The following is a 24385-nucleotide window of genomic DNA, read 5'->3' as shown; positions in this document are numbered from 1 at the left end:
GGCCGCGCGGTGTTGCGGGTTTCCGTATCCACGGCCGAGTGTCCGCAATGGACCGCACCGCGCATTGACCGCCTGCCACCCCGCGACGATGGTTGGACACGCGGGGGAGAGTACCCACTCACCTGCGAAGCCGGCGGCGTCGTACCCGCGTCCCGCTGCTCGACCGACGACGGTCACCGTCGTCGATGCGTCATCCGAGGACGCGCCGCTCGTCACACGAGCCACAACCCGACAGCAACCCTGACCCGACAGGACCGCGCCCATGCCCGCACGTACCGTTCGCCCTGCAGACCCGAGGGTCTCCGTCGTCATCCCGGCGCGGAACGAGGCCCGAAACCTCGAGATCATCCTGCCGAAGCTCCCGCCGGTGTACGAGGTGATCCTGGTCGACGGCAACTCCGTCGACGACACCATCGCCGCCGCCCAGCGCGTGATGCCCGACATCCGCGTCGTCCACCAGACCCGCAAGGGCAAGGGCAACGCCCTCGCCTGCGGGTTCGAGGCCGTCACCGGCGACGTCGTCGTCATGTTCGACGCCGACTGCTCCGCCGACCCCGACGAGATCCCGCGCTTCGTGCAGGCACTCGTCGAGGGCGCCGACGTCGCGAAGGGCACCCGCTACTCGCTCGGCGGCGGCAGCGACGACATCACGATCGTCCGCAACCTCGGCAACCGCGGCCTGAACATGCTCTGCAACATCATCCTCGGCACCCGCTACAGCGACCTCTGCTACGGCTACAACGCCTTCTGGGCGGACGTCCTGCCGGAGATCGGCCTGCTGTCCTCCGAGCTGCCGAAGCCGACCGACGGCTCGATGCTGTGGGGCGACGGGTTCGAGATCGAGACCGTGCTCACCTGCCGCTGGTCGGCCGCCGAACTCGCGATCACCGAGGTCCCCAGCCACGAGAAGCTCCGCGTGCACGGCTCCAGCAACCTCAACGCCGTGACCGACGGCATCCGTGTGCTGAAGTCGATCATGCACGAGCGTCGCCGCGCTGCGATCGGCCGCTCCGAGGTCCGTCGTGCCGCCATGAGCGTTGTGCCGCCGGCCGAGCAGCTGGCCGCCGCGCCGCACGCCGCGGCGCCGCACGCAGCCCCGCCTGCAGCGCACGCGACGGTCCACGCCGCCGGACACGCCCCGGTCGGCGCACCCGTCGCCGCCGTCGCCAGCCTCGAGGAGGAAGTCGCGTGACGACCGTCGCGGTCGTCATCTGCGCGTACACCCAGCAGCGCTGGGGTGACCTGCAGGACAGCGTCGAGTCCGCCAAGCGCCAGCCGGAGGCCCCCGAGGTCGTCGTCGTGATCGACCACGAGCCCGAGCTCCTCGCCCGTGCCGCTGCACGCTGGCCCGAGCTCCGCGTCGTCCCGAACACCGAGGACCGCGGCCTGTCCGGCGCCCGCAACACCGGCGTCGCCCTCACCGACGCCGACGTCGTCGCGTTCCTGGACGACGACGCCACGGCCGACCCGGACTGGCTCGGCCACATGCTCACCGCACTCGAGGACCCCGACGTCGTCGGCGTCGGCGGTCGGGCCACCCCGTCCTGGCCCACCGCCACCGGTGCCGGCCCCTACGCGGACGAGCTCCTCTGGATCGTCGGCTGCTCGTACCGGGGCCTGCCCGAGACCCCCGGCGACGTGCGCAACGTCATCGGGTCGAGCATGGCCTTCCGCCGTGACGCGATCATGCTCGCCGGCGGCTTCCGCTCCGGCATCGGCCGTGTCGGCAACCAGCCGCTCGGCTGCGAGGAGACCGAACTCTGCATCCGCATCGCCCAGGCCCGTCCGGGTGCGCGCATCCGTCACGAACCCCGGTCGAACGTCTCGCACCGGGTGTCCCCGGACCGCGTGACGATGCGGTACCTGCGTCGTCGCAGCTACTACGAGGGCATCTCGAAGGCCGTCCTGAGCCGCCGCGTCGGCACGGGTGACTCGCTCGCCAGCGAGTCGACGTACCTGACCAAGGTCATCCCCGGAGCGGTGCTGCGCGAACTGCGGCACATCGGCCGCGGCGGCGCCCTGCGCGCCTTCGCGATCGTGCTCTCCGTCGCGTCGACCGTCACCGGCTACGCCGTCGGCCGTGTCCTCGGCGGCGTCGTCGTCCGCGCCCCGGCCACCGTGCCGGTCGCACAGCCGGTGGGCACGAGGTGACCCGCGCGACCCTGGCGATGGTCATCTCGCCGATCGTGACCGGCCCGCTGTCCCCGACGTGGGACGGCGCCCTGTGGGTCGGCGAGGTCGACCGGGCCGACGTGCACGCGTCCAGCCACCGTGACGTGGTCGCACTCGAGGGCGCCGCGGGCTACCGGCGCGCTCGACTGCTCGTCCGCGACCACGGCGAACCCCTCGGCTTCGTCGAGGCGGACATCACCGAACGTCGCCGCATCGGCGGCACCATCGACGTCCGGACCCTCCAGCGCGCGATCCGGCCGATGCCGGTGCCCGAGCGTCGGCCGGCAGCAGGTCTGGTGCTGCCGTCCGTCACCGTGGTGCTCTGCACGGACGGTGCCGCCGGCACCACCATGCGGTCGGTGCTCGCCAACGAGTACCCCGACTTCGACGTCGTCGTCGTCTCGCACGGCGCCGACGACAGCGGCGCCGCGACGGTCGCGATCGGCGGACGCCGCGTCACCACGATCGCCGCGCCGGCTGGTGGCCTCGCCGCCGCCCGCAACGCCGGACTCCTCGCAGCGAGCGGCGACGTCGTCGCGTTCGTCGCCGAGGGTGCCGTCGTGGACGGCGACTGGGTCGCCGCGCTCGCCGGAGCGTTCGCCGCGGACCCCGACGTCGCCTGCGTCACCGGACTCGTCCCGAGCGCCGAACTGCGCACCCCCGCGCAGCGCTGGCACGACGACCGCACCGCGGCCGGCCGGACCGTCCGCCGTCGGGTGTTCCGCCTCGACGACACCGACGACGCACCCCCGCACCACCCCTTCGCCGCCGCTGCCTACGGCACCGGTGACAACCTCGCCGTGCACCGTGCGACCGCGCTCCGGATCGGCGGCTTCGACACCGCCTTCGGACCGGGGACCCGCGTCGGCGCCGGCGACGACCTCGACCTCTTCACACGACTGTTGTTCGCCGGATCCGCGATCGCCGTCGAACCGGCCGCCATCGCGTGGCAGCGATCGGCGGACGACGTCGCGTCGCTCCGCGCCGCCGCTGCCGCGCACGGCCACGGACTCGGAGCCTGGATGACCAAGAACGCCATCGACCGCGAGTCGTTCACCGCATCGGTGGACGCAGCGCCCGAGGCGCTCAGCGCCTTCGCACGACTCGGCCTCGAGCAGGGCGACCGTGTGACGGACATCGCCGGCGACCAGCCCGGCACCGGCGAGGACCGCGTCCCGGACGCGGTCGACACCGAGTTCGCCGCCACCCGGCGGCGACTGCGCGGGGTCGAGCGTCGCTCGGTCCTGGCAGCGCCGTTCCTCGCACTCACCGAACGGCTGCGCGGCGGCGGCACCATCGACCGGAACGCCCGTGGCCGTCACGAGCTCCGGCACGGCCTGGCCTCGGCCGGTCCGGCCCGCCCGGTCGCGGCGGACGCCATGAGCCCGGTCGCGCGGCTCACCGCAGCGGCGATCGTCGTCCTGACGCTCCTCGTCGCCGGGGTCGCAGCGCTCGCCGGACTCCCGGTCCTGCGGGGGAGTGCGATCGGCGTGTACCTCTTCGCGCTGCTCGGCGTCGCCCCGCTGTTGCTCGTCCGCCCGATGCCGTTGGCCCGGTTCAGCGTCTTCGCGGTCACGGCGTCGCTCGTCGGGACGATCGGCATCGGCTACACGATGGCGACCTTCCAGCTCTGGAACCCCACCGCACCGTTCGTCGGTGTCGTCGTGCTCACCGCGGTCGCCCTCGCCGTCGCCGTGCCGCGGGACGTCGCCGAACTGCAGCGGGCACGCCTCGCGCCGGTCACCGAGGGGGCCACCGCTCGCCGCTGGACCACCACCCACACCGTCACGGCCGGCTCGGTCGTCGGGCTGCTCGTCATCGTCGTCGCCGCGCTCACGCACATCGGCGACCCGGTGCCGGACGGGCTGTTCGGCTCGCTCGGCCCCGGCCTGGTCGTCGGACTGGCGATCGTCGTCGCCGCTGCCGTCGTCGCCCTGGTGCGCGGCCGCGGACTCGCGATCCCGGTCGTCGTGCTCGGTGGGTCGATCCAGCTCGCGCAGGCCATCACCTACGGCATGCCCACGGTCATGGCGGCCGCCCGCCACATCGGCGTGCTCGAGTACATCCGCCGCTGGGGCTCGACGAACCCGGCCGCCGACATCTTCCAGACGTGGTCCGGGCTGTTCGCCGGCGGCGCCTGGGTCGCGGACGTCGGCGGGATCGACAACGCGATGACCATCGCCGCGTGGGTCCCCGTCCTGCTGGCCTTCAGCACGACGATCGCCGTCGGGGTCCTCGCCGCCAACTGGCTGCCGGGCAACCGCCGCCCCTGGATCGCGGCGTTCCTGACCGCGATGACCGGCTCGCTCAACACGACGTACTTCTCGCCGCAGTCGGTGGGCATCCTGATGTCCCTGGTGATCCTCGTGCTGGCCGTCGGCCCGCTGCGACGCACCGCCGCGACCGCTGCGGACGGCGTCCGCTCGACCGTCCTGCGGGCACGCCGCGTTGGCCTGTCCCGGATCATCGCCATCACCCTGATCGGCATCGTGCTGGTCGTCACCCACCAGATCTCGCCCTACCTGACGGTCGCCGCACTCGTGACGCTCATCGTGTTCCGGCTGCTCCGACCCTGGTGGCTCCCGATCGTGGTGCTCGTGCCGGCCGTCGGCTTCGCCCTGCTGAACGACGACATCCTGGGGAAGTTCCTGTCCCTCGGGGCCGTCGGCAAGGTGCTCGACAACGTGCAGCCGCCGTCGCACGACATGACCGTCCTGCCGAAGCCGCTCGTCACCCGGCTCGCGTTCGACATCCCCGCAGCAGCGCTCGTGGTGCTCGGTCTCGTCGCGGTGATCACGGTGCTGACGCGCCGGGACCGCGTGCACTGGGGGCTGCTGGCCACGGCCGCGAGCCCGATCTCGCTGCTCGTCGCGACGAACTACGGCCAGGAGGGCATCTTCCGCGTCGTGCTGTTCGCCACACCGTGGATCGCGATCCTGGCTGCGGGGCTCCCGATGCCCAGTGGCCGGTTGGCTCCCGTCGGGCGCCTCCTCACCCGCACGATGCGGCCCACGGCCGTCCAGGTGGTCGTCGCCGCAGCAGCGGTGGCCGCGATGGTCGGGGTCGGCGCCTTCGGCCAGACCGCCCTGGACTGGAACCGCGTCCCGACGCGCAGCCAGTCGGCGGCCACGCAGTTCTACGACTCCACCGCGCCGAAGGGTTCGATGATGCTGCTCACCGGGTCGGCCAACGCCGTCCCGAGCAACACCGGCGCCCGCTACTTCGACGTCGGGGCACTGTCCCGCGAGGTCCTCGGGGCGTACCCGGAGCCGCAGGGCTACGACGCCGAAGCCGACGTGTCCACGATGACCCGCCAGTTCGTCCTCGACTGGCCGGCGACGAAGTACTACGCCCTGGTCGCCGAGCCGTTCGGCGCCTACGACGAGCGCTACGGCTACCAGACCGACGCCGACTACCAGGAGCTCGCGGCCGCCATGGCCGACTCGCCCTACTGGAAGCGCGTCTTCGGCTCCGGCACCACCGCCGTCTACGAACTGACCCCGGAAGGGCTGGCACATGCCACGAACTGAGCACGACACGGTCCGGACCTCCCGGCGGACGCGGCGCATCGGCGCCGCGTCCGCCGCGGCGGTGCTCGGCCTCGTGGCGTTCGTCGTCCCGACGCTCACCGCGACCGGTGGAGCGGCGCTCGCCGACACCACGACCGGACAGTCGTCGGCGTCGGGGGCCGCCGCCGGTGCGGACTGCAGCGCCGGCCGGGTGCTCACGATGGTGGCCCACGCCGACGACGACCTGCTCTTCTCGGGCACCGAACTGCGCGCCGACGTCGACGCGGGCAAGTGCGTCCGCTCCGTCGTCGTGACGGCGGGCGACGCCGGCAAGCCCGCCTGGTACTGGCAGGCCCGTGAGGACGGCCTGATGGCCTCGTACGCCGAGATCGCCGGCGTCGACGCGGACTGGACCACCGGTCAGGTCGTCGTGGCCGGGAAGACCCTGCGCACGGAGACACTGGCGACGCACCCCGAGCTCAGCCTGGTGTTCCTCGAGCTGCCGGACGGGAACATCGACGGGTCGGGCTTCGCGGCCACCGACGACGAGAGCCTCGAGAAGCTCTACGGGGGCCACATCCCGACGATGCACACCGTGGACGGGGCGTCGCAGCCGACGTCGTACTCGCTGACGTCCCTGCGCGCGACCTTCGCCGGGCTCGTCACCGGGTACGCGCCCACCGAGATCCACACCCTCGACCACGGCGGCACGTACGGCGACGGCGACCACAGCGACCACCACACCGTCGCGTACCTCGCCGACGAGGCCCAGACGACGTACACCGCGGCCCACACCTTCACCGGGTACCTCGGGTACCCGATCGCGAACCGCCCCGCGAACCTCAGCGCCGCGCAGACCGCCGCGAAGGCGGCCGCGTTCTTCGCCTACGCCGCGTACGACGGTGAGACCTGCGGTTCCACGTCCGCCTGCGCGTCGCGCCCGGAGGGCTCCTGGCTGAGCCGGCAGTACGCCGTCGGCTCGTCGGCCGAGCCCCCGACCGACCCCACCGACCCGACCGACCCGCTGCCCGCGCAGGGCACCGACGTCACCGCCGGTGCGACCGTCACCGCGAGCGCCGAGAACCCGGCGGACGGCCAGACGGCCGACAAGGCCGTCGACGGTGTGGTGAGCGGGTACCCCGACGCCCCGACCGCCGAGTGGGCGGCTCCGTGGGGCGGCGTCGGCACCTGGATCCAGCTGGGCTGGGCAGCCGGCACGACCCTGCACGAGATCGACCTCGCCGACCGTCCGAACGGCGACGACCAGGTCACCGGCGGCACGCTGACGTTCTCCGACGGTTCGAGCGTCGCGGTCCCGTCGCTCGACAACGGCGGCGCCGTGCAACGCGTCACGTTCAGCGCCCGGCAGGTCAGCTGGGTGCGGTTCACGGTCGGTTCGGTCAGCGGCACGACCCGGAACGTCGGCCTCGCCGAGATCCGGGCCTTCCGGCCGGCGGACACGACGCCGACGCCGACGCCGACGCCGACGCCGACGCCGACCCCCACGCCGACCCCCACCCCGACGCCGACGCCGACGCCGACGCTGTCGGACGTCACCGGGTCGGCCACCCCGACCGCAGCGTGGGACGACCAGTCCACCGGGCAGACCGTCGCCAAGGCGGTGGACGGTGTGGTGTCGGGCTACCCCGACAACACGACGGCCGAGTGGGTCGCCCCGTGGGGCCGGACCGGGGTCTGGATCCAGCTCGACTGGGCCGCCTCGCAGCGGCTCGGCCGGATCGTGCTCCACGACCGCCCGAACGGCGCCGACCAGGTCACCAGCGGCACCCTGACGTTCTCGGACGGCAGCCAGGTCGCGGTCGGCACCCTGCCGAACGGCGGCGACGCCCTGACGGTCGACTTCACCCCGCGTGACGTCACCTGGGTGCGCTTCACGGTGACGGGTGTCTCGGACAGCACGGGCAACGTCGGACTCTCCGAGATCCGCGCCTGGACGACCGGGTGACCGACGAGCAGGGCGACGGCCAGGAGGCCCGCCCCACGTGGTCGGAACACGTCGCCGACGACGCGGCGTCGGCCCACGGCGCCCCACCGGCACACGGTCGTGGCCTGTCCCGGCACCGGCCGTCGCGGCGCGCCGGCACCCGCCGGACCGCGTTCGCGGCCGGCGCCCTGCTCGTGGCTGCCGGCATCGTCGCCGGCACCATGACCGCGACCACAACGGCGAACGGTGACGACGTGACCCTCGACGACCCGAGCGGCGTCTCGATGCCGAGCTCCGAGCCGGAGGGGTGGACCCGGGTGTTCGGCGAGGACTTCGCCGACGCCGCCACGAACCGGACCTTCGAGTCCCGGTACTCGGACCGGTTCGTCGCCTACCACGGGTTCGCCGACACCGCGGGGACGGGGCGCTACCAGGCGTCCACCCTGTCGACGCACGACGGCGTGCTCGACGTGCGGCTGCGCACCACCAGCGCCGGGGTGCCGCTGGCGGGCGGTGTCGTGCCGCTCGTCGACGGCCAGTGGGGCGGGCAGACCGCCGGCCGGTACAGCATCCGGATGCGGAGCGACGAGGTCGACGGCTACGGCGTGGCCGTGCTGCTCTGGAGCGACGAGAACCTGTGGTCGGACGGCGAGATCGACTTCCCCGAGGGAGCGCTCGGCGCGCCCGCGTGGCTCAACGTGCACTGCCTGGCGGACCCCGCCGAGAAGTGCATCCACCAGCAGACCGAGGCGTCGCTGAAGGACTGGCACACCTACACGATCGAGTGGACCGCCGACCGGATGTCGTTCCTGGTCGACGACGAGGTCGTCGGCACCACGACGGAGAACATCCCGACGGCTCGGATGCACCTGGTGGTGCAGGCCGGGTCGAACGCGGGGAACCCGCCGGCGGACGCCGCCGGGTCGCTCCTCATCGACTGGATGACGATCGACGTGCCGGCGGACGGTGCCGAGCCGAGCGCGTCGCTGCCGGACGACACCGCGGCGACGGCCCCGAACGACTGAACCGTCCCGAACGACCGAGCGGTGCCGACGTGGTCGTCGGCACCGCTCGGTCGTCGTCGTCGTTCGTCAGTGCTTCGCGTGCGCCTCGAGCGCCCGGAGCAGCGCCGCGACGTGCCGCTCCCGGCCGTACCGGTCCCGCACCCAGGCGCGGCACCGGTCCGCCAGGCCGGGTTCCGTCCCGGCCGCGTCCAGCGCCTCGATGACCGTGTCGGCCAGCGCGCCGGTCTCGGTGGGGTCGACGGTGAACCGCGCCCACTCGCCGCTCAGGATCTCGGCGGTGCCGCCCGACGCCGCTGCGACGACGGGGCGTCCGGTGGACATCGCCTCGACGACCACGCGGCCGAACCCCTCGGGTTCGATGGAGGGTGCCACCACGACGTCCGCGGCGTGCAGCAGCGGGACGACGTCGTCCCGCTCGGGCACCACGACGACGGAGCCGTCGGGCAGCGCGGCGATCGCACGGTGCACGGCGGGGGCGTCCTCCGGGTACAGCGCACCGGCCAGGACGAGCACCGGGGCCGGGGCGGGCGGTGTGCCGGGCCCGACGAGGACGCGGGCCGACGCGTGGACGCGCCCCCATGCCTCCAGGAGGGCGAGCACGCCCTTCGACCGCGTGAGCCGACCGTAGTACAGCACCACGGGGCGGTCCTGGTCGAGGCCGAGCGCAGCACGTGCGCGACGGGTGCTCGCCGCGGTGGCGGCGGGGAACGCCGCGGTGTCGACGCCGTTCGGGACCACGTCGACCCGGTCCGGCGGGGCGCCGACGGCGGTCCAGGCACGTGCCATCGCTGCGGAGACCGCGAGGTACCGGGTCCGGCCCCCCGCGAACGGGCCGAGGCGACGGTAGTTCGGGGCGTGGTGCAGGTGCACGGCCAGGGGGACGCCGGACACGAACGACACGACGCGGCCCCACGGCAGGAACTCCGGACGGTTCAGCCACAGGACGTCAGGACGCGACCGGCGGAGGCGCAGGCCCTCGCGGACGAAGCGGAGCACGTCCGTCGGGGCGGAGCGGATGCCGAAGCGGTAGTCGCGGGCATGACGCAGTCGGACGCCCAGCTGGTCGAACACCGCGCGGCCCGCGTCCGGGTCGCCGTCCGCGCCGGCTCGGTGCCACACCTCGACGTCGTGGCCGGCCGCGACGAGCTCGCCGACGTCCTCGACGACGCACCGTTCGACGCCGCCGGTGATGGCGAGTCCGTTGGTGGCGACGACGACACGCAGCGGACGGGTGGTGGGACGGGTCATGCGGATCCTCCGCGAGCGAGTTTCAGGCGACGGAAGAACCAGGGCAGGCACGCGGCGACGCCGACGACGCGGACGATGTTCCAGGCGAGGTCCTGCGGCGGGAGGAGCGAGGCCGCGGCGACGACGATCGCGATCGCGATGGCCAGCAGCACCCGGCGTCGGGGACCGCGCCACTCGCGGCGGTCCGGCAGGGAGGCCTGCTGCAGCGCGGCGAGGACGGCGTAGGCGATGACGGTGGCGATGCCCGCGCCGACGATGCCGGTCAGGGGCACCAGCACCAGGTTCGCCGCGATGTTCACGACGCCGGCGACGGCACCGATGACGCCGACCGTCACCCCGCGGCGCTCGACCAGCAGGAGCCGACCGGTCGCACCGCTCGCGACCACCGGGAACGCGGTCAGGGCGACCACGAAGACGACGACGGTGAGGGACTCGACCCGGTACGACGCCGGCGCCAGGATCGGCAGCGCCACCGGCGACACGAGCGTCACGGCGACGAGCACGGGGGCGAGCAGCATGTAGAGCTCGTCACGGGCGTGCATCGCGAGCCGGCGGCGGGCCACGGCGTCGCGGAGGGCGGCGAAGTGCGGCGCCCAGGCCTGGTTCGTGAAGGTCAGCAGCAGGATGACCGCGGAACCGACGACGTAGGCGATCTGGTAGCGGGCGACCTCGTCGGCACCGAGGAGGCGCTGCACGACGAGCCGGTCACCGGCGTTCAGGACGAAGTACGACAGGCTGCCGAGCGCGATCGGGACACCGAGCTTGAACGCCCGGACCGTGGTGCGGTGGTCGAACAGACCGCGGAACCGCGGCTTCGTGGCGACGATGCCGATCACCATCGCGGCGCCCTGCGCCACGACCCCGCCCCACGCGTACGTGGTGGCGTCGGCGTGCACGGCGGCGAGGAGCCCGAGGCCGATGATCGACCCGCCGACGGACGACAGCAGGCTCGTCACGGCGAACACGCGGATGCGGTCCTGGGCGACGAGCAGCGCGAGGGACAGCTGCACGATCGCGGCCGGCCCGGTCCAGAGCACGGCGACCAGCAACAGCGGGTGCTGGTCGACGAAGCCCGCGGCGTCGCCCCAGAGCGGGATCGACACCAGGGCGAACACGGTGACGGTGACCGCGGTGACCATGCCGACGAACACCAGACCGCGGGCACGCCGGTCGTCGCCGTCCTCGGCGCGCTGCAGCACCGACGCCTGGTCGATGCCGCAGACGGCCACGACCACCAGGGCCTGGTACAGCGCGATCGCCGACGCCAGCACGCCGAACTCGGCCGGCGGCATCAGGTGCGCGAGCACGGGGGAGATCAGCGAGCTCACGACGAGCTGCATCGACCAGACGACCACGTAGAGCAGGCCACGGCCGAACAGGACGGACGATCCGCGTGCGACGGCGATCGAGTCGGTGTCGGTGGACAGCGCGCCGGGGGCCGCCGGTTGCACGGACGCCTCGAGCTCGTCGTCGTCTGGCTGCGCCGCCAGCGCAGCCGCCTCGGCCGCACGCGCCTCGCGTCGGGTCTGGGGGACGGTCACTGTGCCACCACCACCGGCTGGTCGTCGGCGGACGTGCGGAGCCCGAAGGTCGCGTCGACCACGTCGAGCAGGTCGGTGCTCCGGGACGTCGAGAACTTCCGGGCGAACACGTACGGGGTCGACTGGTCAGCCGCGGTACGACGCTCCAGCACCCGGCCGGCGTCCTCGATCCCGAGCCACGGCGGGCTCTTCTGCTTCGTGCCGTCCCACCCGATCCACCAGAGCGGCTGCACCGCGTGGGTGTCCGCGAAGTCCGGGGTGAACGCCGGGGTCAGCAGGACCGACGGCACGAAGGTCTCGTCACCGATCCACACCCGCTCCCAGAACGCCACCAGGTCGGGGCGCCCGTCGAACACGTCGACGACCCCCTGCGCGTGGTGCCGGGCCAGGACCTTGAGCTGCGAGCCACCGCCGAACACGACGTCCCGCGGGACCCGACGGGGGACCGGCAGGCGCAGCATGTGCTTCCGCCACGCCCAGTGCCGGAACCGCACGCGCGACCGACCGCCGTCGCGACCCCACGCGGGGTGCGGGAGCGGCTTCGCCTCGACGAACGACCGCCCGGGGTTCGCGGTCAGGAGCGCCGAGATCTCGTCGGCGTCGGCCAACGGGTAGTCGCTGCCGGTCAGCAGCGCCACGTGCGTGGCGTCGGTCTGCGCCAGGGCAGCACGGTAGCCGGCGACCTCGGCCGCGACGTTCTCCCACTTCGCCCACCCGGTGCGCATCCGCGGCAGCACGTGCACCCGCTCGGGCAGGCCGGCGGTCATCGCCTCGAAGACGTCGTCGTCGGTGCTCGCGTCGCAGTGCAGGAACACCGGGAACGGGTCGAGCGCCGCCACGAGCCGACGGACGTGCGTCGGGTCCTCGTGGGCGAGGACGATGCACGCGAGTGGCGTGGGAGTGATGGCCATGTCCGCGACGCTAAGCGGGCCCGGCAGCACCGACAAGGGAGGTCGGGACCACCTGCGGGGGAACGGCGGTTTCCCGCAGGAGCCCCCCGATCGAGGGGGATCGGGTCAGCGGGCGCGGCGGAACTTCGGGCAGTCGCAGAGCGCGCAGTCCGTGCCCGGACGGTAGTGCTCGTGCGCCGCCTGGGCGTGCCCGCAGGTGCCGCACGCGGCGTCGTCGGCGTCGAGGTGCACCACGACGAGGTCGGACGCGTCGGGGTCCGGCACCAGTCGCAGCGTCGGGCGTGGACGCCTGGTCAGGCCGAGCCGGTCCATCGTGCGGGCCAGCGGCATGCGTCCTCCTCGTGTCCGGCGGGGACCGGGGTCGCACCGGCGGGTCGACCGGCGTCTCCCGCGAGTCTAGTGGCGGCAAACCGCAGCCTCCCCGCATCCTCCGAGCATCGCGGTTGACCCCCTGTCGACGCGCGCGGACCATTGCCACGTCCACCCGACCAGACCGGCCCGACGGGACGACCATGACCGACCAGACCACCACCGCGGAACGAGCCCTCACACTCGACCCGGCGATGCCCTCGCCCGACGCCCCCACCTGGGTCGGAGCTGCCTGGGTCGGCGCCGTCGACCGGTCCGCAGCGCTCGCCGCCGACACCGTGCACCTCGCCGGCGCCGGCGGCTTCCGCCGCGCCCGCCTCATGGTGCGCGACGGCCGCGACGTCGCCGGGTTCGTCGACGTGCGCGTCGACGACCGCGGGGCGGTGGACCCGGCCGAGCTGGGACCGGCCCTGCGTCGGTTGCCGGCCCCGGGCCTCCCGGTCGACGCCCCTGCGGACGGCGCACGCGTCTCCGTCGTCATCGGCACCCGTGAGCGGCCCGTGGCCCTCGCCCGCGCCGTGCGCTCCGTCCTCGACTCCGCGTACGACGACTTCGAGCTGTTCGTCGTCGACAACGCCCCCGTCACCAGCGGCACCCGCGACGTCGTGGCCGCCGTCGACGACCCGCGCGTGCACTACGTCCTCGAGGCACGTGCCGGCGTCTCCCGGGCCCGCAACGCCGGACTCGCCCGCGCCACCGGCGGCATCGTCGCGTTCATCGACGACGACGTCGTCGTCGACCGCCACTGGATGGCCGCCATCGCCGCCGCCTACGAGCGCGACGCCGACGTCTGGTGCGTCACCGGACTCGTCCCCAGCGGCGAGCTCCGCACCCCCACACAGCGTTTCTTCGACGAGCGGGTGACCTGGGCGCGGAACCTCGAGCGCCGGGTGTACCGCACGTCCGCCCCGCCCGTCGACGAGCCCCTGTTCCCCTTCACCGTCGGCGCGTTCGGCACCGGCGCGAACATGTCCGTGCGCCGCGACGCCGTCCGGCAGCTCGGCGGCTTCGACGTCGCCCTCGGACCCGGCACCCGTGCGCGAGCCGGTGAGGACCCCGACCTGTTCACCCGCGTCCTGCTCGCCGGTGGGGCGCTCGCCGTGGAACCCTCGGCCGTCGTCTGGCACGAGCACCGCAAGGACCGTGCCGCGTTGCGCTCGCAGGCGATCGGGTACGGCACCGGGCTCGGCGCCTGGGTGACGAAGCTCGTGCTGCGGCCCTCGACGGCGTTCGCGGTGCTGCGGCGTGCGGCCGGCGCGCTCCGCCGGCTCGGTGCGCTCGGGCAAGGTGCCGACGAGCGCCCCGTCGACGCGAGCGGCGGCTGGCCCGTCGACGCCGAGTTCACCGCCGCGACGCGCGGGCTCAAGCGCGCCGAGCTGACGGCCGCGCTGGGCGGGCCGTGGCGGTACGTGGCCGGGCGGCTCACCGCGCGCTGAGGCGCGGGCGGGCGCGCTCGCCGCACCCGGTTTGCGACAAGACGGACGTCGTGCGACGACGTGGTTGTCGCCTGTTGCGCGTGCAATGGTTGCGTGCGCGTGGGGGCGACGTCCTCGATGTCGTACGACAACGCGGGTGTCATTTGTTGCGCGTGCAATGGTTGCGGGCGCGTGGGTGCGACGTCCTCGACGTCGTACGACAGCGCGAGTGTCGTCTGTTGCGCGTGCAACGGTTGCGTGCGCGTGGGTGCGACATCGTCGATGTCGTACGACAGCGCGGGTGTCGCTTGTTGCGCGTGCAGTGGTTGCGTGCGCGTGGGGGCGACGTCCTCGACGTCGTACGACAACGCGAGTGTCGCCTGTTGCGTGCGCAACGGACGGACGGGAGGCCCGTGGCGACGCTGCCACGGGCCTCCCGTCCGTCGGGTGGTGCGTCTACGGCCGGAAGCGGCCGGCCTCGACGTCGCGCCAGCGGCGTCGGCTGCGGAACCAGGCGGCCGGGCCGGCGGGGAACCCGCGCAGCTCGTGGTACGCCAGGGTCTTCGGGATGCGCGTGGTCGAGGCGTCGTTGGTGACCTCGGTCGCGGCGTCCCGGCGCCCGGCCAGGCGGGACAGCATCTGCTTCGACTTGACCTTCGCGGCGAGCGGCATCAGGCGGGCCAGGACGGCGACGTGCCGCTTGTCCTTCGCGGCGAGCGCGAACATCAGCGCGGTGAACCCGACGCCGTTGCCGTGCAGCTGCTTGTGCAGGTCCTCGATGGTCTGGCGGTGCCGGTGGTGCACGACCGCGCGCGGCTCGAAGCCGATCTTCCCGCCGCGCCACAGCGTCTCGATGAACATCGCCAGGTCCTCGCCGCCGCGGGCGGGGGAGCCGGCACCGAGGGTGTGGTCGAAGCCGCCGACGGCCTCGATCAGGGTGCGGCGGTAGGCCATGTTCGCGCCGGCGCCGTACGCGCCGATGCCGTAGACGGCGAAGTGCTTGAGGACCTCGCCGGACGGGGTGACCGCGGTGACGCGGGCGTGCCGCATGGTGCCCTGGACGTCGTCGGGGACGATCGTGACGGGCGAGAAGGTGCGCTCGGCGCTGAACCCGCCGTAGTACGCCTCGTACCAGATCTGCGCGGGCGTGGTGAGTTCGCTCGGCAGGATGACACCGGTGACGGCGTCGAGGCCGGGCTCGCTGACGAACCGGGATCCGATGGCGCGGAGCCACTGCGGGTCGACGCGCACGTCGTCGTCGGTGAAGGCGATGACGTCCCCGGTCGCGGCGGCGACGCCGGCGTTCCGGCCGGCGGACAGGCCGGGGCGGCGCTCCTCGACCAGGCGGACGTTCCGTCCGGCGAGCATCGCGGGCAGGGCGTCGCCGGCGGGGACGCGGACGCGGTTGTCGACGAGGATGACCTCGTGCCGCGGGTAGTCGAGGTGCTCGAGGACGTCGAGCAGCTTGCCGAGGTCCTCGACGCGGTCGACGACGGTGGACACGACGACCGAGATGGTCGGCAGGTCGTCGTCCGACACCGCGGGGACGTCGGCCAGGACGGTCTCCTGCAGCGCCTCGAGGGCGCGGGCCGCGTCGGCCGGGTCGTCGGTGAGCAGTACGTCGAGGGTGCCGGTGGGGTGGCCGCCGCGGTAGCCGATCACCATGGCGGACTCGCCGGTCTCGTCGGCGACGAGGCGGGGGAGCGGGGCGTCGAGGTCGACGCCGATGACACGGCGCGGTGCGGGCACGGTGTCGGCGGTGTGGAGGGTGGCCATGTCGTGGACGCTACGTGGAGCCGTCGGCACGGACAACGGCGCGGGTCCCCAGTGGCGGGGTTCATGCGGAGTTCCGCAGTGGCGTGCAGGGGCCCCTCGAACAAGGGTGAGCGCTCACCCAGGAAGTCTCCGGGACTTCCAAGGTCACGCTCAGGTCACGGAACCGATGCAACCGGTTGCGGAACCCCGAGGGCGGGCGTAGCTTCCTCCACCAGCAGGCAGCGGCGCCTGCTCCAGGGCAGTGTCGTCGAACCCGATCGATGCCCCCTGGTGATCTCAATGAGGAGACAACGCTGTGAAGACAACACGCTCCAGGGTGCGGTTCGCATCCGTTGCCGGGGTCGCCGTCATCGGCCTCGTGCTCACCGGCTGCTCGAGCGGGAGCTCCGGCGCCGGCTCGGACGACGCCAAGAGCGGCCAGGACAGCCGCGGACCGATCACCTACGTGCAGGGCAAGGACAACTCGAACGTGGTCCGCCCGCTGATCGCGAAGTGGAACAAGGCCCACCCCGACGAGAAGGTCACCTTCAAGGAGCAGTCCGACCAGGCCGACCAGCAGCACGACGACCTCGTGCAGCACTTCCAGGCCAAGGACGCGAACTACGACGTCGTCGACGTGGACGTCGTCTGGACCGCCGAGTTCGCCGCGAAGCGCTGGCTGACGCCGCTGACCGGTGACATGGAGATCGACACCTCGAAGCTGCTGCCGGCCACGGTGAAGACCGCGACGTACAACGACACCCTCTACGCCGCCCCGCAGACCTCGGACGGCGCGCTGCTCTACTACCGCAAGGACCTCGTCAAGACGCCCCCGACGACGTGGAGCGACATGATGGACGACTGCCAGATCGCGAAGGACAAGGGCATCGGCTGCTATGCCGGGCAGTTCGCGAAGTACGAGGGCCTGACGGTGAACGCCTCCGAGGCCATCAACGGCTCCGGCGGTTCGGTGCTCGGCAAGAGCGGGGACCCGGACGTCGACACCGCCGACGCCAAGGCCGGCCTGCAGAACCTGGTCGACGCGTTCAAGGACGGGAACATCCCGGCCGAGGCGATCACGTACCAGGAGGAGCAGGGCCGCACCGCGTTCGAAGCCGGCAAGCTGCTGTTCCTGCGCAACTGGCCGTACGTCTACAACCTGGCGAAGACCGACGGTTCGAGCAAGGTCAAGGACACCTTCGGCGTCGCACCCATCCCGGGCGCGGACGGCGTCGGTGCCTCGACGCTCGGCGGGCACAACGCCGCGATCAGCGTGTACTCGAAGCACAAGGCGACGGCGCACGACTTCCTCGAGTTCCTCATCTCGAACGACACGCAGAAGTTCTTCGCGACGCAGGGGTCGCTCGCCCCGGTCGTCGGTGACCTCTACACCGACTCCGAGCTGACGGCGAAGCTGCCCTACCTGCCGACGCTGCTCAAGTCGATCGAGTCGGCGGAGCCGCGCCCGGTCACGCCGTTCTACCCGGCGGTGACGAAGGCGATCCAGGACAACACCTACGCGGCGCTCAAGGGATCGAAGTCGGTCGACGAAGCCCTGAAGGACATGCAGGACGCCCTCAAGTCGGCGACCAGCAGCTAGCGACACGCGGCGTACGCCGCATCGGACTGGAGGCACGGTGCCATCCCGGCACGTGCCTCCAGTCCGCCCCTACTTGCGTTCCGACACCCCCGGCAAGGAGGCCGACACGTGTCAGCAGCAACCGAGATCCCCGCAGCCATCCCCAACCCGACGGGCATGGAACCGAAGCGCCAACGGCGCAAGGGCGGACTCAACGCCGAGCACGGCCGGTGGGCCGTGTACCTCATCGGCCCGACGATCCTGCTCCTCGCGATCGTCATCGGCTACCCGGTCGTCAGCGCGATCATCCAGTCGTTCCAGCTCGACCAGGGCCTCGACAAGACCACGCAGCTGTTCGTGGAAGGCGGTTTCGCCGGCATCACGAACTACGCGCACTGGCTCGGCCAGCAGTGCGGCAACGTCACCTGCCCGCCCGGCAGCCTCGGCTCCCAGTTCTGGGTGTCGATGGGCAACACGTTCTTCTTCACGGTCGTCACCGTGGCCTTCGAGACGGCCATCGGCGTCTGGATGGCGATCATCATGAACCGCAACTTCAAGGGCCGCGCGCTCGTCCGTGCCGCGATCCTGGTGCCGTGGGCGATCCCCACCGCCGTCACCGCGAAGCTCTGGTACTTCATCTTCGACGCGAACGGTGTCCTGAACCACGTCCTCGGGCAGCAGATCCTGTGGACGAGCGGCGAGTGGGCGTCCCGGTGGGCGGTCATCATCGCCGACACCTGGAAGACCACGCCGTTCATGGCGCTGCTCATCCTGGCGGGGCTGCAGCTGATCCCGGAGGAGGTCTACGAGGCCGGCAAGATGGACGGCGCGTCGACGTTCCAGCGCTTCGTGCTCATCACGCTCCCGCTGATCAAGCCCGCGCTGATGGTCGCGATCCTGTTCCGCGTGCTCGACGCGCTGCGCATGTACGACCTGCCACAGATCCTGACCGGCGGCGGCGGTGGTTCCGGCAACGCCACCACGACCCTGTCGATCCTGGTCGTCGAACAGATCCGGCAGGGCTTCAACTCCGCGTCGGCACTGTCGACCATCACCTTCCTGGTGATCTTCATCGTGGCGTTCGTCTTCGTCCGGTTCCTCGGCGCCAACGTCGTGCAGACGCAGGCCGCCCAGCAGAAGGGTGAACTCAAGTGACCCTCGCAGCAGACCGACCCCGGTCCACCGCAGCAGCACGCGACCGCGCCGTCGACCGCGCCGACGTCCGGGTCCGCCGCGACACCGGCCCCCGCATCCGCACGGCCGTGCAGGCGATCGTCATCGCCGTGTGGTGCCTCCTGCCGTTCTACTGGATGGTGGTGACGAGCTTCCGCGACGTCGGGTTCACGTTCGACGCCACCCCGTGGCCGACGCACGTCACGCTCGACAACTACGCGACGGCGTTCTCCACGTCGCTCGGCAACCACCTCGGGCGGGCGCTCGCCAACAGCCTGCTCATCGGCGGCGTCGTGACGATCATCGCCCTGCTCGTCGGCACCACGGCGGCGTACGCGCTCGCCCGACTCGAGTTCGGCGGCAAGTCCCTGATCGCCGGCGCGATCCTGGCGGCGTCGATGTTCCCCGGCGTCGCGCTCATCTCCCCGCTGTTCCAGCTCTTCACGGACATCGGGTGGATGGGGTCGTACCAGGCGCTCATCCTGCCGAGCATCTCGTTCGTGCTGCCGCTGACGGTCTACACGCTCGCGTCGTTCTTCCGCGAGATGCCGTGGGACCTCGAGGAAGCAGCGCGCATCGACGGGTGCACCCGGGTGCAGGCGTTCCGGCGGATCATCCTGCCGCTCGCCGCCCCCGCGGTGTTCACGACGGCGATCCTGGCGTTCATCTCGAGCTGGAACGAGTACCTGATCTCCTCGCAGCTCTCGAGCGACGCGACGCAGCCGGTGACCGTGGCGATCGCCTCGTTCGCCGGGTCGCAGCCGCACCAGGAGCCGTACACGGCGGTCATGGCCGCAGGCACCATCGTCACGATCCCGCTCGTGGTCCTCGTGCTCATCTTCCAACGACGCATCGTGGCCGGCCTCACCGCCGGCGGCGTGAAGGGCTGACGACCATGGCACAGCGCGGACCCACCCGGCCCACGGCCCGGATCGAAGAGGCGATCGGCTTCGTCGGCATGTTCGGCATCCTGTTCCTCGGCGCCACGGTGTTCTGCGAGGTCACCGGTCGCCCGGCACTCGGCTGGGCGCTCACCCTGCTGGTGTGCGTGCTCGGGGTCGTGGCGCTCGACCGGTGGCGGGTGCGGGTGCTCCGCCGGCACGCCGAGGTCGACGGTGTCGGTGCCACGCCCGCCATCGCCCCCGTCCGCACCGCTCGCGGCGACGACACCCGTCGTCGGCCGCGGCCCTCCGCGGACGGGCGGGTGCACCAGCACAGCGGGTGGGACGAGCTCGCACCAGCGGGTCGTCGAGCGCCGCACGGCGCACGCCCGGCCGCAGCGGCCGTCGTGCACGCCACCCCCGGCACTGCAGCCGACCGTCCGGCGGGCGTTCCGCACCGTACGGACGGCTGACGGGCCTCCCGGGTCGCATCGATGGGGATCCAGGAGATCGCGACCGTCACGGGACTGTCGAAGTCCACGGTGTCGCGGGCGCTGCGCGGCATGGAGAACGTGGCGGAGACCACGATCGACGAGGTCCGTCGGGTCGCCGACGAGCTCGGGTACGTCCCGAGCTCGGCGGCGGCCGGCCTCGCCACCGGGCGGCAGCGCGCCGTGGGCGTCGTCGTCCCGGTGATCGACCGGTGGTTCTACGTCAAGGCACTCGGCGGCGTCGACGCAGAACTCCGGCGTGCCGGGTACGACCTCGTGCTCTACAACCTGGGCGGGCCGGGCGGCGACCGCGACCGGGCGTTCCGACGGTCGATGCTGCGGCACCGCGTCGACGCCCTCGTCCTGCTGTCCCTGGTGCTCGACGCGACCGAGCGCGCCGAGCTCGAACTCACCCGGCACCCGATGATCGTCATCGGTGGACCCGCACCGGGCCTGCGGAACATCGGGGTCGACGACCGAGCCGTCACCCGGATCGCGGTCGACCACCTGTGCGGCCTCGGGCACCGACGCGTCGCCTACGTCGGCGGGCAGGACGAGGCCGGCATGAACGTCGCGGTGCCGCACCTGCGGCGGGACGGCTTCGTGGACGCGATGCGGGCCGCCGGACACGCGGTGCCGGACCGGTGGCTGCTCGACGGACGGTTCTCGTTCGCCGGTGGACTGGCGGCGGGGAACGCGCTGTTCGGCGGGCACGCTGGTGCCGGTGCCGGTGCCGGTGCCGGGCTCGATCGCCCGACTGCCGTGGTGTGCGCCTCGGACGAGATGGCGCTCGGGGTGCTCCTCGCTGCGGCGCAGGCCGGACTCTCGGTGCCGGCCGACGTCTCCGTGATCGGGATCGACGGCCACGAGTACGGCGCGACCGTCGGGCTGACGACCGTGGCGCAGGACCCGGAGGCGCAGGGGCGGGCAGCGGCGCGGGCGGTGCTCGCCGAGGTCGAGGGCGGCGCTGCCGGAGCGATCGTCGCGGCGCCGGCGCACCTGGTGGTGCGGGGGACGACGGGGCCGCCGCCGGGGTGAGGCGTGGCGGGGCGTGGGCGGCGTCGACTCGGAACGACGTTCCCGATGTCGTACGACAACAGGAACGTCGTTCCGAGTCGACGCCGCCCCGAGCCCGCCCGGCCAGCCGCGGGTAGCGTCGCCCGCATGGAGGTCACGAAGCTCGAACACGCCTGCCAGGTCCTGTCGGACGGCGACGCCCGCCTGGTGCTCGACCCGGGCGACTTCACCCGCCCCGTCGACGCGACCGGGGTCCTCGCGATCGTCGTCACGCACGAGCACCCCGACCACGTCACGCCCGAGCAGCTGCACCGGATCCTCGACCGGAACCCCGACGCCGTCGTGTTCGGCCCCGAGGGTGTCCGCGCGGCGCTCGCCGACTCCGGCATCGCGGTCGAGGTCGTCACCGATGGGGACCACCGCACCGTCGGCCCGTTCGCGCTCGACTTCCACGGCACCCGGCACCAGATCATCCACTCCTCGGTGCCGATCGTCGACAACACCGGCGTGCTCGTGAACGGCAGGCTCTTCCACCCCGGCGACTCGTACACCGACCCGGGCGTGCCGGTCGAGGTCCTCGCGGCTCCGGTCGGCGCCCCGTGGCTCAAGGTCGCCGAGATGATGGACTACGTCGCCGCGCTCGCCCCGGCCCGCGCCTACCCGATCCACGAGGCCACGCTCTCCGACATCGGCTACGGCATGCACACCGGGCGGCTGCGCGAGGCGCTCGCCCCGCACGGTTCGCTCGAGATCCTGCGGCCGGGGGAGTCGCTCACCCTCTGACCGCGCCGGACGCGACGATTCCCGCGCACGGCGTGCGGCCCCGGACGTGCGCGCGTTCGGACGGGAGGCCCGTGGCGGGCCCGCCCCGCGCCTCCCGTCGGATGGGCGGCCGGGTCCACGACGTCGCGACCGACGAACCCGCACCGAGCGCCGTATGCCGGGCGCGGCATGGCGGCACACCCGGGCGACACGCCTCGTTTTGGTGCGATGCGCGGCTTGTGCAATACTTGTCGAGTTGTCGGAACGGCCCCATCGTATAGCGGCCTAGTACGCTGCCCTCTCACGGCGGTAACGCGGGTTCGAATCCCGCTGGGGTCACCACAGGTGACATGCTCCGAGTCCGACAACAGCCGCGGCCCCATCGTATAGCGGCCTAGTACGCTGCCCTCTCACGGCGGTAACGCGGGTTCGAATCCCGCTGGGGTCACCAGCACACGAAACCCCCGACGAGCTCCGGCTCGCCGGGGGTTTCGTCGTCGTGTGCCAGGCTGAGGCCGTGTCCAGCGCCGTCCAGCTCATCCGGTCCGCAGCCCTCAGCGACGTCGCGGAGTACGCCTACGCCGCAACCGTCCCCGCCGGTACACGGTTGGTGTTCCTGGCGGGGGCGTGTCCACTCGACGAGGACGGCGCGACGGTCGCCGTCGGGGACGTCGCCGGGCAGGCCGCGCAGTGCGTCGCGAACCTGCGGACCGCGCTCGCGGCCGCCGGCGCGGGCATCGACGACCTCGTGCAGACGCGGGTGCTCGTGGCCACGACCGAGCAGCAGGACCTCGTTGCTGCCTGGGACGTCGTCCGCGCCGCGATGGGGGACCACGACGTGCCGAGCACGCTGCTCGGCGTGACCGTCCTCGGCTACGACGACCAGCTCGTCGAGGTCGAGGCGATCGCCGCCGTCGCCGGCTGACGCGGTACGCTGATCGGGTCGTCAGACCCGGCAGTGGGGCCTGCCGGACCCAACCGCGCACCAGCCGCCAACGGTCCCTATCCCGAGAACACCGCACGCGCGGAGACGATCCGGCGTGCTCGGCGATAGGAGCACCATGACCGACGAACGACCACCGCACCTCCGCTGGGGCTTCCTCGGCCTCGTCGCGCTCGGTGGGGCGATCGGCACCGCCGTCCGGGCCGTGCTGGCCGACGCGTTCCCCGCCCACGACGGCATCAGCTGGGTGATCCTCGTGATCAACGTCGTCGGTGCCTGCTGCCTCGGGTTCCTGCTCGACGCCCTCGCGCACCGCGGCCCCGACGTCGGACGCCGCCGCTCGCTCCGGCTGTTCGTCGGCACGGGCGTCCTCGGCGGGTTCACGACGTACAGCACCCTCGCCGACGACACGGCGCAGCTGCTCGACGTCGGTCGATGGGGTGCGGGCAGCGGGTACGCACTGCTGTCGGTCGTCCTCGGGCTCGCCGCCGTCGCGCTCGGGATCTGGCTTGCCGGGCGGCTCCGACCACCGTCGACCGTCCGGGACGGGGGCGCGTCGTGAACCCGCTCGACCTGCTGCTCGTCGCCGTCGGCGGGGGAGTCGGTGCCGCGCTCCGTTTCCTGCTGGACGGACTCGTCAAGACCCGCACGTCCCGCTCGCGGGCTGCCGGGTTCCCGCTCGGGACCGTGCTCATCAACGTGTCCGGATCGCTCGTGCTCGGCCTGCTCACCGGCCTCGGGCAGGCCGGCACGATCCCGCTCCCGGCGGTCGCGGTGCTCGGGACGGGCATGATGGGTGGGTACACGACGTTCTCGACGGCGAGCGTCGAGACCGTCCAGCTCCTCCGATCCGGCAAGCCCCGGCTCGCCGTCCTGTACGGCCTCGGGATGCTCGTCGTCTCGGTCGGCGCAGCCGCGCTCGGCCTCTGGATCGGAAGGAACTCATGACCTCGGAACGCCCCGGCGAACTCGTCCTCGTCCGTCACGGAGAGACGGAGTGGTCGAAGAGCGGGCAGCACACCGGCCGCACCGACATCCCGCTGACGGAGAACGGTGTCGAGCAGGCGAAGCGCGCCGGCCGGTACCTCGCCGACCGTTCGTTCGCGCTGGCCCTGTCGAGTCCGCTGCAGCGTGCGCGTGACACCGCGCACCTGATCGGCGTCGACCCCGAGCTCGACGAGGACCTGTACGAGTGGGACTACGGCGCCTACGAGGGACTCACCACCCCGCAGATCAAGGTGCTGCGCCACGGGCCGTGGGACCTCTGGACCGACGGAGTGCCCGCCGGTGACACCCCCGGTGAGAACGCCGCCGAGGTCCGGGTCCGCGTCGAGCGCATCCTGAACCGCGCTCGTCCGGTGCTCGCCGAGGGGCAGGACGCCGTGTTCATCGCGCACGGTCACGTGCTGCGGGCCCTCGGCGCCGCGTGGATCCGGCTCGCGCCGCAGGACGGTGCCGTGCTGAAGCTCGGGACCGCATCGGTCAGCGTCCTCGGCTACGAACACGGGCGCCCGGTCATCGACGCCTGGAACATCCAGCCCCGCGACTGACGTCGCCGCTCGATCGGCCTCGCGAAAGCGACAGGTCCGCGGCACGCGGGTCCGTCCAGTCGACGAAAGCGGCAGAATTCCGCGGTTGTTCCGCAGCGA

The 24385-nt window shown here is 72.6% G+C and carries 21 protein-coding genes and 2 tRNA genes; 18 read left to right on the top strand and 5 right to left on the bottom strand.

Annotated elements, in window-relative coordinates:
* Positions 1–262: 262 nt before the first annotated feature.
* The 5 genes from ACGH48_RS12135 to ACGH48_RS12115 are packed head-to-tail and all read left to right on the top strand — an operon-like array spanning position 263 to position 8651.
* A complete protein-coding gene (locus ACGH48_RS12135) occupies positions 263–1192 on the top strand; it encodes a glycosyltransferase family 2 protein (RefSeq protein WP_396288795.1) in 930 nt (309 codons plus the stop codon).
* Complete coding sequence (locus ACGH48_RS12130) at positions 1189–2151, top strand: glycosyltransferase family 2 protein (protein ID WP_396288794.1); 963 nt, start codon at positions 1189–1191, stop codon at positions 2149–2151. Before ACGH48_RS12135 ends, ACGH48_RS12130 begins: the two co-directional genes overlap by 4 nt.
* Complete coding sequence (locus tag ACGH48_RS12125; protein WP_396288792.1) at positions 2148–5702, top strand: glycosyltransferase; 3555 nt, start codon at positions 2148–2150, stop codon at positions 5700–5702. Before ACGH48_RS12130 ends, ACGH48_RS12125 begins: the two co-directional genes overlap by 4 nt.
* On the top strand, positions 5689–7647 hold the full coding sequence (locus tag ACGH48_RS12120) for a PIG-L family deacetylase (RefSeq protein ID WP_396288790.1): 1959 nt from the start codon (positions 5689–5691) through the stop codon (positions 7645–7647). Before ACGH48_RS12125 ends, ACGH48_RS12120 begins: the two co-directional genes overlap by 14 nt.
* Positions 7644–8651: a glycoside hydrolase family 16 protein gene (locus tag ACGH48_RS12115; protein ID WP_396288789.1), complete on the top strand. Its 1008-nt coding sequence runs from the start codon at positions 7644–7646 to the stop codon at positions 8649–8651. The genes ACGH48_RS12120 and ACGH48_RS12115 overlap by 4 nt, the downstream gene beginning before the upstream one ends.
* Before the next feature lie 66 nt (positions 8652–8717).
* Here the strand turns inward: ACGH48_RS12115 and ACGH48_RS12110 are convergent, their stop codons facing one another.
* From ACGH48_RS12110 to ACGH48_RS12095, 4 genes are all read right to left on the bottom strand, one after another.
* On the bottom strand, positions 8718–9899 hold the full coding sequence (locus ACGH48_RS12110; protein WP_396288787.1) for a glycosyltransferase family 4 protein: 1182 nt from the start codon (positions 9897–9899) through the stop codon (positions 8718–8720).
* Entirely contained in the window at positions 9896–11440 is a 1545-nt protein-coding gene (locus tag ACGH48_RS12105) for a lipopolysaccharide biosynthesis protein (RefSeq protein ID WP_182067069.1), read from the bottom strand. Before ACGH48_RS12105 ends, ACGH48_RS12110 begins: the two co-directional genes overlap by 4 nt.
* Entirely contained in the window at positions 11437–12351 is a 915-nt protein-coding gene (locus ACGH48_RS12100) for a beta-1,6-N-acetylglucosaminyltransferase (protein ID WP_396288785.1), read from the bottom strand. The genes ACGH48_RS12105 and ACGH48_RS12100 overlap by 4 nt, the downstream gene beginning before the upstream one ends.
* 105 nt (positions 12352–12456) lie before the next feature.
* The gene (locus tag ACGH48_RS12095) at positions 12457–12681 is read right to left on the bottom strand and encodes a hypothetical protein (RefSeq protein ID WP_123312254.1); all 225 of its coding nucleotides are present in this window, start codon (positions 12679–12681) and stop codon (positions 12457–12459) included.
* A gap of 182 nt (positions 12682–12863) precedes the next feature.
* Here ACGH48_RS12095 and ACGH48_RS12090 point away from each other — a divergent pair, with 182 nt between their 5' ends.
* A complete protein-coding gene (locus ACGH48_RS12090; protein ID WP_396288784.1) occupies positions 12864–14156 on the top strand; it encodes a glycosyltransferase family 2 protein in 1293 nt (430 codons plus the stop codon).
* A gap of 435 nt (positions 14157–14591) precedes the next feature.
* Here the strand turns inward: ACGH48_RS12090 and ACGH48_RS12085 are convergent, their stop codons facing one another.
* Positions 14592–15911: a glycosyltransferase gene (locus ACGH48_RS12085; RefSeq protein WP_396288783.1), complete on the bottom strand. Its 1320-nt coding sequence runs from the start codon at positions 15909–15911 to the stop codon at positions 14592–14594.
* 295 nt (positions 15912–16206) lie between these two features.
* On the opposite strand from ACGH48_RS12085, the gene ACGH48_RS12080 reads away from it, so the two are divergent.
* The 12 genes from ACGH48_RS12080 (at position 16207) to ACGH48_RS12025 (ending at position 24286) form a co-directional block, all read left to right on the top strand.
* Complete coding sequence (locus tag ACGH48_RS12080) at positions 16207–17490, top strand: ABC transporter substrate-binding protein (RefSeq protein ID WP_396288782.1); 1284 nt, start codon at positions 16207–16209, stop codon at positions 17488–17490.
* Between the two features lie 156 nt (positions 17491–17646).
* Positions 17647–18624, top strand: coding sequence for a carbohydrate ABC transporter permease (locus tag ACGH48_RS12075; protein ID WP_396291127.1), 978 nt, complete (start codon positions 17647–17649; stop codon positions 18622–18624).
* Positions 18621–19532 (top strand): carbohydrate ABC transporter permease, encoded by a 912-nt coding sequence (locus ACGH48_RS12070; protein WP_123312259.1) that lies wholly within the window; start codon positions 18621–18623, stop codon positions 19530–19532. The genes ACGH48_RS12075 and ACGH48_RS12070 overlap by 4 nt, the downstream gene beginning before the upstream one ends.
* Positions 19533–19537: 5 nt before the next feature.
* A complete protein-coding gene (locus tag ACGH48_RS12065; protein ID WP_396288780.1) occupies positions 19538–19996 on the top strand; it encodes a hypothetical protein in 459 nt (152 codons plus the stop codon).
* A 21-nt stretch (positions 19997–20017) separates the two neighbouring features.
* Positions 20018–21052 (top strand): LacI family DNA-binding transcriptional regulator, encoded by a 1035-nt coding sequence (locus ACGH48_RS12060; RefSeq protein WP_396288779.1) that lies wholly within the window; start codon positions 20018–20020, stop codon positions 21050–21052.
* A 126-nt stretch (positions 21053–21178) separates the two neighbouring features.
* Positions 21179–21814 (top strand): MBL fold metallo-hydrolase, encoded by a 636-nt coding sequence (locus ACGH48_RS12055; RefSeq protein ID WP_396288778.1) that lies wholly within the window; start codon positions 21179–21181, stop codon positions 21812–21814.
* Positions 21815–22059: 245 nt separating this feature from the next.
* A tRNA-Glu gene (locus tag ACGH48_RS12050) sits at positions 22060–22135 on the top strand.
* A 33-nt stretch (positions 22136–22168) separates the two neighbouring features.
* Positions 22169–22244, top strand: a tRNA-Glu gene (locus tag ACGH48_RS12045).
* Positions 22245–22310: 66 nt separating this feature from the next.
* On the top strand, positions 22311–22718 hold the full coding sequence (locus ACGH48_RS12040) for a RidA family protein (RefSeq protein WP_123312262.1): 408 nt from the start codon (positions 22311–22313) through the stop codon (positions 22716–22718).
* A 136-nt stretch (positions 22719–22854) separates the two neighbouring features.
* Positions 22855–23298, top strand: coding sequence for a fluoride efflux transporter FluC (locus ACGH48_RS12035; RefSeq protein ID WP_396288777.1), 444 nt, complete (start codon positions 22855–22857; stop codon positions 23296–23298).
* Positions 23295–23684: a fluoride efflux transporter CrcB gene (gene crcB / locus ACGH48_RS12030; protein ID WP_396288776.1), complete on the top strand. Its 390-nt coding sequence runs from the start codon at positions 23295–23297 to the stop codon at positions 23682–23684. Before ACGH48_RS12035 ends, crcB begins: the two co-directional genes overlap by 4 nt.
* Complete coding sequence (locus ACGH48_RS12025; protein WP_123312265.1) at positions 23681–24286, top strand: histidine phosphatase family protein; 606 nt, start codon at positions 23681–23683, stop codon at positions 24284–24286. Before crcB ends, ACGH48_RS12025 begins: the two co-directional genes overlap by 4 nt.
* The last annotated feature ends 99 nt before the right edge of the window (positions 24287–24385 follow it).

It is taken from the genome of Curtobacterium pomorum (genome assembly GCF_044497295.1).
Lineage (GTDB): Bacteria > Actinomycetota > Actinomycetes > Actinomycetales > Microbacteriaceae > Curtobacterium.
This window is presented reverse-complemented; position numbering and strand designations above follow the sequence as displayed.

What these genes read in the sequence shown, in the direction of transcription:
- ACGH48_RS12110 (WP_396288787.1), bottom strand. Translation starts at nt 9,899, where the DNA reads ATGACCCGTCCCACCACCCGTCCGCTGCGTGTCGTCGTCGCCACCAAC.
- ACGH48_RS12100 (WP_396288785.1), bottom strand. Translation starts at nt 12,351, where the DNA reads ATGGCCATCACTCCCACGCCACTCGCGTGCATCGTCCTCGCCCACGAG.
- ACGH48_RS12035 (WP_396288777.1), top strand. Translation starts at nt 22,855, where the DNA reads ATGACCGACGAACGACCACCGCACCTCCGCTGGGGCTTCCTCGGCCTC.
- ACGH48_RS12090 (WP_396288784.1), top strand. Translation starts at nt 12,864, where the DNA reads ATGACCGACCAGACCACCACCGCGGAACGAGCCCTCACACTCGACCCG.
- ACGH48_RS12025 (WP_123312265.1), top strand. Translation starts at nt 23,681, where the DNA reads ATGACCTCGGAACGCCCCGGCGAACTCGTCCTCGTCCGTCACGGAGAG.
- ACGH48_RS12065 (WP_396288780.1), top strand. Translation starts at nt 19,538, where the DNA reads ATGGCACAGCGCGGACCCACCCGGCCCACGGCCCGGATCGAAGAGGCG.
- ACGH48_RS12055 (WP_396288778.1), top strand. Translation starts at nt 21,179, where the DNA reads ATGGAGGTCACGAAGCTCGAACACGCCTGCCAGGTCCTGTCGGACGGC.
- ACGH48_RS12135 (WP_396288795.1), top strand. Translation starts at nt 263, where the DNA reads ATGCCCGCACGTACCGTTCGCCCTGCAGACCCGAGGGTCTCCGTCGTC.
- ACGH48_RS12095 (WP_123312254.1), bottom strand. Translation starts at nt 12,681, where the DNA reads ATGCCGCTGGCCCGCACGATGGACCGGCTCGGCCTGACCAGGCGTCCA.
- ACGH48_RS12060 (WP_396288779.1), top strand. Translation starts at nt 20,018, where the DNA reads ATGGGGATCCAGGAGATCGCGACCGTCACGGGACTGTCGAAGTCCACG.
- ACGH48_RS12085 (WP_396288783.1), bottom strand. Translation starts at nt 15,911, where the DNA reads ATGGCCACCCTCCACACCGCCGACACCGTGCCCGCACCGCGCCGTGTC.
- ACGH48_RS12075 (WP_396291127.1), top strand. Translation starts at nt 17,647, where the DNA reads ATGGAACCGAAGCGCCAACGGCGCAAGGGCGGACTCAACGCCGAGCAC.
- ACGH48_RS12120 (WP_396288790.1), top strand. Translation starts at nt 5,689, where the DNA reads ATGCCACGAACTGAGCACGACACGGTCCGGACCTCCCGGCGGACGCGG.